Source organism: uncultured Gimesia sp. (assembly GCF_937919775.1).
In the GTDB taxonomy this organism is placed as follows: Bacteria; Planctomycetota; Planctomycetia; order Planctomycetales; family Planctomycetaceae; genus Gimesia.
Genome location: NZ_CALFPF010000102.1, coordinates 1 through 7,992, shown reverse-complemented (window position 1 = coordinate 7,992; position 7,992 = coordinate 1). Strand labels below are relative to the sequence as shown.

At 51.3% G+C, this 7,992-nt stretch carries 4 protein-coding genes; all 4 read left to right on the top strand.

The features are described from left to right. The first annotated feature begins 589 nt into the window (after positions 1 to 589). The 4 genes from Q0294_RS02685 (at position 590) to Q0294_RS02670 (ending at position 7,445) form a co-directional block, all read left to right on the top strand. Positions 590 to 952: a hypothetical protein gene (locus tag Q0294_RS02685; RefSeq protein ID WP_299460662.1), complete on the top strand. Its 363-nt coding sequence runs from the start codon at positions 590 to 592 to the stop codon at positions 950 to 952. 258 nt (positions 953 to 1,210) lie between these two features. Next, on the top strand, positions 1,211 to 2,620 hold the full coding sequence (locus tag Q0294_RS02680; protein ID WP_299460660.1) for a DUF1501 domain-containing protein: 1,410 nt from the start codon (positions 1,211 to 1,213) through the stop codon (positions 2,618 to 2,620). A gap of 479 nt (positions 2,621 to 3,099) precedes the next feature. Continuing rightward, positions 3,100 to 4,491, top strand: coding sequence for a magnesium transporter (mgtE, locus tag Q0294_RS02675; protein ID WP_299460658.1), 1,392 nt, complete (start codon positions 3,100 to 3,102; stop codon positions 4,489 to 4,491). A 368-nt stretch (positions 4,492 to 4,859) separates the two neighbouring features. Next, positions 4,860 to 7,445, top strand: coding sequence for a tetratricopeptide repeat protein (locus tag Q0294_RS02670; protein ID WP_299460656.1), 2,586 nt, complete (start codon positions 4,860 to 4,862; stop codon positions 7,443 to 7,445). Positions 7,446 to 7,992: the final 547 nt, after the last annotated feature.

The window sequence follows — 7,992 nt, the reverse complement described above, 5'->3', positions numbered from 1 at the left end:
TAGATTCGAATTTTTTTATCCCATCTGAGTTTAAAATTCGAGCCTCATTTCTCTATGACCCGACGAAATCTGCCGGGGCATGTCCACATTCGAATTTCAATTTCAACGACGCAGAGCACACAGAAATTTGTGAGACATCCTGAAACACTGGCTGTCGAGATAAATATGAATTCAATTACGTTTTCACATGCGATGGAAATCACTTCATCAACATACCTGCATGTGCCAACCGACTGAGGAGATCGCCGCTGACACATTTATCACACGCTTAGTTGAGCTCTCTCTACCTGTCGCCTTGATCCAGACTGTCAGTCAAAACTGAAAATCACCCGGTTACAAACAGGCTGCATTTGATTGCGGATGGTAAAGCAATCTTCAAACCCCATCGAGGCGATTCATTCGATCACCCGCTTTCGCCGCTGAACCCGTTCACCAGCATCAATGGAAGTTGCTTGAAGAATGTGAAAACGACCAAGACCGATCTGCATGCGCATCTCAGTCGAGAGCTCCCAATCAATCCCTTGTTATTTGAAAATCAACAGAGCCATTGCAGGAATTAACTTCCTCGACAGGAGAGAACCATTAAATCATGAAAAATGCTACTCTGGCAGCAGTCCTGATGGTAGTTGTGTTAATTGCCATTATGTCCATACCGAACTCAAGAGAAAACCAAACTGAAGAGACGGAGAACAAGGAGCAGAAACCATCAAAGTCAGTTTACTACGCCAGCGATGTGGTCTACGACAATGACAAGCTCACTTTTACGACGATCAAGCGAAACGGAACTTCAAAACACATCTTTTCAGCACACGTCAATAATCTGGTGATTACAGAAATCAAAAAAGCGCGTGATCAAGAGAAATATCCGGCGATCGAGGACTATACACATTATGTGACTGTGGAAAATGGACCTCATAATTCACTATTGATTGATATCTTTGACATGCAATAACCAGACAGATGGTGCCATTCTCTGCATGCGTCAGCGAGCGTCCTTTGTTTTATCGATTCCGTTCAAAGTCGAAAATCAGCTTGAAAATAAGGCTTAATGCGGTAACAAACGGGATCAATTCTTTGCTTGCTGTCAGATAAAAGGTTGTTTATAATAGAAATCTTAGTAAAGTTTCGAAATCCATTGAATGCGTTTCGAGGCTCCTGCCCACAGGTTTAATGAACCCCTGCCACATTTGATTTGACCGAAGGTATTTTCATGAGTCCTGATCCGACCAGCTCTGTCTTTTGTCCCGGTCCTCTGTCGCGGCGCAGTTTTCTTGAGGCGGGTTATCTGGCGTTGGGGGGGCTTGGCTTATCGGACCTGCTTCGCAGTCGTGCGATGGCAGCGGCAGCGAAGACCCAGGCAAGTAAAAGTGACGATACAGCGGTGATCTTCATCTGGCTGCTGGGTGGTCCCAGTCATATGGAAACGTATGATATGAAACCCGATGCCCCGAGCGATTATCGCGGGCAGCTCAGTCCGATCGCGACCAACGTGCCGGGCATGGATATCTGCGAACTCTTGCCAAAACATGCGAAGGTGGCAGATCGGTTCTCGATCATTCGTTCTATTTCTCATGAAGACTCGCAACACGCACGCGGCTCGGTCCGTTTCCTGAGCGGTCGTAAAACGCAGAGCGTCAGTCCCATTTCCGAATTTCCCACCGTCGGCCCGATTGTTGCCAAGATGCGCGAGCATCGAAAAGTAGGAGTTCCGAATTATGTTGCCAGTTCGGAACGTGCTTACGGTGGCGGAAGTGCTTACCTCGGTGAATCGGCGATGCCGTTTGTCGTCGGCGGGAACCCCGGAGCGCCCGGTTATTCGGTACCGAATCTGTCGCTGTCCAATGGCCTGAAGGAGCGGCTCGGGGATCGCATGCAGCTACTGAATGCCTTCGATACGTTGCGCAGAGACATCGATTTGAAAGGATCAATGGAATCGATGGATGACATCAATCAACAGGCACTGGGCCTGCTGACTAGTGATAAAGCACGCGAGGCGTTTGATCTCTCACGCGAAAGCGACGCCACCCGCGACCGCTACGGTCGCCACAAATGGGGGCAACGCGCTTTGCTGGCCCGGCGTCTGGTGGAAGCCGGCAGCAGCTTTGTCACGATGTATATGAACAATCCAGATGTACCAGGCACGCAGAAAAATCGTATCCACAATAACTGGGACATCCACGCGATCAATGGCGACCTGTATTACGATCTGGGAGTGCGCATGCCGCATTTTGACAGTGCCGTCGCAGCCTTGATCGAAGATCTCTATGAGCGGGGGCTCGACAAAAAGGTGATGTTGGTTGTCTCCGGGGAATTCGGGCGCACTCCCCGCATCACTGTCCAACCGGGCACGCGCAGCAAAGTGATGCAACCGGGACGGGATCATTGGCCCGGCGCGATGTCGGTATTGGTCTCAGGCGGGGGCGCGCCAATGGGACAGGTGATTGGCTCGACCACCGCTAAAGGAGAATACGCGAAAGACAACAAACTCGATCCCAACGATCTCCTGGCGACCGTTTATCGCTTCCTGGGAATCGACCAGCATCACGAATTCCTCGATCGCAGTGGTCGGCCAATGCCCATCCTGCCACACGGAACCCCGATCTCTGAACTGCTGAGTTAATTCCCTCAGCGTTTTGATTTTCTCTCGACACAATTCCCCTGCAGACTCCGGCTGCAAAGACAAATCAGTGCGCCCCGTTTCAATCTTTACCAAATCGGGGTTAAGTAAGCCGCCACGATGTGTCGAATTTTTAGAGCGAGTTAAAGGGTAACCGCAACGGTCAGTCTTCAATGAGTGTCGGCCCCAAAGTCTCTAAGAACGCTGTAAGAAACCGGAATTCAGGTGAATCTGTTCAGGACAACTGTAGTCAAACTCAACGCACGCGCCTATAACATGATCGTAACGACGACAGTGATCGTGTTTCGAGCAATTTGTTGCCCCCTCTGAAATCGTATAGACTACCGCCTGGAGGGAGCGTGATGGCCGAAGCGCTGGAAACAAAACGCACGAAACACACACATCCGCGTGTGTCCTGAACAACAGCCCCGCTGCTGGGATGCCGGAATCCGAAAAGCGGTGGAAGGAATGGAGAACAGAAGATGCAGGAACCACCCGAAACGACAGAAGAGATCAAGACAGAGCAGCCGGACGCCTGGGAACAGCTCGAACAGATTGTGGCCGCCGGGGATACTGAAGCAGCCCACAACTATCTGAGGGATCTGCCGCCGGGTGAGGATGCGCGCGTCATCGCCCAACTGTCGCATTCCGAACAGCAGGAATTCATCGGGCTGCTGGATGATGAAAACGCGGCCCGTCTGATGGAGTCGTTGCCGGAGATGCAGGCAGGGCAGCTGCTTTCGGCTTTGCCGCCGGAGCAAGCCGCGCATATCTTCGATGAAATGTACAGCCACGACCAGGTCGACCTGCTGAATCAGCTGACCGAGAAACAGTCCGAAGCCATCCTCGAAGAGATGGACCCGGTCGAAGCTAAGAATGTTCGTTTCCTGTCACAGTACGACCACCTCTCTGCCGGCGGACTGATGATTACCGAGTTGCTGGCGTTTAAAGAGTCGCAGACCGTTGATGATGTCGTGTCTGACCTGCGTGAACATGCCGAGCAATACGCTGAATACAACGTGCAATATATCTACGTCGTCAGTGCCGAACACAAGTTGATTGGCGTTTTGCGGCTGCGGGACCTGTTGCTCGCGCCCCACAAGCGTCAGATTTCGAAAATGATGATCAAGAATCCGACCAGCCTGCCGGCATCGACCACTCTGCAGGAACTGGAACATTTTTTTGACTCGCATCCGCTGTTCGGTCTGCCGGTGGTCGACGACGATCACAAACTGGTGGGTGTGGTCCGCCGTGAAGACGTGGAAAAAGCAAGCGAAGAACAGGCCGGACGTACCTTTCTGCGTTTTGCCGGGATTATGGGGGGGGAAGAACTGCGCAGCCTCCCGCTCAAAATCCGCAGCGCGCGGCGACTCTCGTGGCTCAGTATTAACATCGTGTTGAACATTGTCGCCGCCAGTGTGATCGCCATGTATGAGGAGACTCTGGAGAGCGTGATTGCGCTGGCCGTCTTTTTGCCGATCGTCTCCGACATGAGCGGCTGCAGCGGCAATCAGGCCATCGCCGTCAGCACGCGGGAACTTGTGCTGGGCGTGATTCGTCCAGGCGACTGGTTTCACGTCTTCAAAAAGGAATTCGGTCTGGGCATCGTCAACGGAATCTCGCTCGGGATTCTACTGGGAGGGGGCGCCTATCTCTGGAAGGGCAATGGCTATCTGGGAATGGTCGTCGGCGGCGCACTGGCCGTCAACACGCTGATGGCCGTCTGCCTGGGAGCCGTCATTCCCCTGATCCTGAAAGGGTTCAAACTCGACCCGGCCCTGGCTTCCGGACCGATCCTGACCACCCTCACCGACATGTGCGGTTTCTTCCTCGTGCTCTCCTTCGCCCAGGCAGTATTGCCCCGGCTGATCTGACATTGATAAACCCCACTTTTTTCTGAAACTCCGATGTCTTGGGAGTGGAATCAATCAGGCAGTTCAAAACGGGGAGATCAGGCCAGTCCCGTTAATGTCGAGGTCGAATCCTGAAACCGGGATGTTTCCACACCCATGATCTCCCCTTATTATGGTTCATTGAACGCGGTGAATTCGCTTTACAACCTGCAAAACCCTATTTTTCGGCGGGGAGAGTCGCGGAATCGGCCAGAATTCAGGGAAAATGCTTCGCCAGCGCCTCCGTTTCCCGATTATGATCATTCTGCCGGAACAGGTCTGAAAATCGCTGTTTTCCGAGTTGTTTCTGCCCCGATTTTCAAATCACGGATATTGAATTTGGCTGTTTTATGAATGACGTTTTGCCACCAGAGAATCATCATGCTCGCAACCTGATGATCGCGATCTTAATCTTTTTTGCCGCGCTGACAGGGGCGCGCTTAAACCAGATCTATTTCTTTGCGCCGGATAGTGCCGACTACGTTCTGATGGCACGGGGGCTGGTCAACGACTTCGAATATCGCCAGATTGATGCGCCCGGGGAACCTTATTTCACCGTGCGGCCTCCCGGAATGTCGGTGCTGCTGATCCCGGCTGCGCTGATTGCTCCCTACAACGCGATCCTCGCGAAAGTCACTGTCATTCTGACCGGTCTCGTAATGCTGGCGCTGCTTTATCTCTGGATGTGTCGACTGGAGAATTCTGCGACCGAAGTATTTCCCGACACCAGACCTGCACTCCACTGGCCGGCGCTGTTCGTGATTCTGCTGCTCGCCACCAATCCTTATATCTTACTGTTCTCCACACTCATCATGAGTGAAATCCCCTTCATGGCGTTCACCCTGGCCATTCTGTATCTGATTTCGGAAGACGAAGAAAAGATCAGCAAGCGAAAGCTGATTCTGCTTACCGGCTTATTAACGTTCCTGCCTTTGATCCGCACCATTGGTGTGGCGTTGGCGCTCGCCCTTGGTATCTGGGCAGTCACGAAACGCAAACGCTGGCCGTATCTGATCGGCGTTACCGGTTGTTTCGCAACTACCGTGATCTGGACGATGCGAAACAACGCGTTCAAAACGGACGTTTACACCTCGGCGACGATGGATGAAATCAAATCGGCGGGAATCATTGGCACATTGCTGACCATGCTCAATCGATCCCTGAATCACATCGAAGGCTTCTGCCAGAAACTGTTTCCCGATATGCCGGGTGCGGTGCCGCGTTATGAACGATTTGTGCTGGATGGCAATCATGTGCTGCCCGGCCCGCAATACCTCTATTCACTGGCGAGCATCTTCTTGATCTCGATTGCCCTGTATGGCATGCTGAAATGCTGGAAAAAGGGGGGCGCCGTAAGTCTGCTCTATTTCGGCATTACCTTCGGCATTCTTTCTTTATGGCCCTGGATACAGCCCCGTTATACGTTGCCCCTGTTACCAGTCGTCCTGGCCTTTTTCCCTGTGGGACTGGTCTTCCTGGGAAAACGTCTGGCAGGCATCAACGGGACTACGAAAAAGATCCTCGCCGGACTGGTGGTCCTCTCTGGCATCGGGCTGTTTGCCTCTCAGGCGAAAACAGACTTCAGCATGATAAAAGCAAATCAGAAACTCATCTCAAACGGAGATCAGTTTTATGAAACCGAATTCCCTTCGATTCACTACAGTGATTTTGTCGCAGCCGGCACCTGGCTCAACCAGCACGCTCCCGCAGAGGCACGCGTCCTCACACGCCGCAATGATCTGGCAACGACCTCACGTCGGTTTCAGAAACTGGTCTATTTTGAGCAGACAAGTCCGGAGAAACTGCATGAGTATATTCAAAAATACTCTGTCGGTTATCTGGCGAGTTTCGATCGAAATACCGCCAGCGCGTTCCCGTGGCATTTACTGGACCAAGATCTCGTCTACCGCTTGAATCCGGTGTACCAGAAAAAAGGGGTCATGATCTTCGAGGTTCAGCCTAACTATGAAGGCACCATCCGGCATCAATACTGGCGGGAAGAGGAATCGATGGAAATCGCCAGGAAAGAACTCGATCAGTTTCCCAATCGGCTTTCGGCGCAGGTGGGTTATCTGGATCAGTTACTCGCGGCAGAAAAATTCGATGAAGCCATTGCGTTTGGCAAATCACTTTTGAAAAAAGAGGGGAGTGACGCCCGGATCGTGAATTCTCTGGGTTGGGCTTATCTGGGGAAACATCAATACCAACGGGCGCTGCAGCAATTTGAAACCGCATTGCGGATGCCCGGCCAGAAATCCATCAGTCAAACAATTCATCGCGGCGGCAGACTCGCAGAAAAGCAGTTGGCTCTACAAAAGGGTGCGGGAGAATCAGCCCCGTCAGAAACGCCCCAGTCGCATCTCCGCAGGGCTCAGGCCTACTGGAAACAGGCAGACTTCAACAAGGTACTCGCATCAACACAAAAAGTAATCGATTCCGACAAGGCCAGCACAACAGAGCGCGAACAGGCACATGTATTATTGGCCCGACTCCATCTGATCAATGGACGTACCACACAAGCCGTCGAAGAACTGAATCAGGTCCAGGACACCGAAAACCAGGACGCAAAGAGATTGCGCGACATGATCCAGCTGGAAAGCTCGCTGGAGACGCTGCTCCTGAACAGTAACAAAACGGACAAAAAAACAAGGCAGCCACTGGACCAGCAGCAACAAGCCTCGATCCTGAAATTGGTCTCACTTTACAAAGCGGAAGGAGTCCCCGGCAAAGCGCTGAAATTATTAATGCAGGCGCATGCATCAGCGCCGGAGAACGAGCCGCTCTTAAAATCACTCGCAGAATTCCAGCTCTACTACAACCAGATTCCGGAAGCAGAAGCAAGCTATCTGAAACTCCAGAAAACCACGACGAACGATCCGGACATCAAAGCAGCGCTGGAAAAAATCGAAGAACTTAAGAAGACACCTCGATTTTGAACACGGCAGTGAGCTGGATGAATCCAAAATACAGACGATGAGTCGGTGACAGGATGTCGGATGTGCCCATGCTATGTGAAAATTGATACGACTTTGGGCGGAATGCGTAGAAGGCTGCCGAGGTGATTTGGGGAGCTGATGCAGAATTAGAGACCAATCCAGTTTATAGGCGATAGTGAAAGCATTAGCCTTGCCTTCCCCATGACAAACAGCAAAATCACAGATTCGTAAACGAATACATGCAGATACTATCTGTGAAGATGATGGGTAAGGGGTTATGAGAGGTATTTTTAATCCTTAGTGACATAAGTCACTTTAACGGTTCATGTTATGCCGATCGCCATAATCTGCCATCTGCAAAAATATATCTTATACTTTATAAATTGGGCAATACAAGACGATTATTCCCAGTGGTGGTCTTGATCCAAAGCGTATAATGAGTGTAGAAACCCCGAGCTTTAATAAATTCATTAGTGAATATAATTGCATACGCTTTTGGTCGAGTGTAGTTTAACTAGGGTGTATAAAGAAAACCTAAGTACCTGAG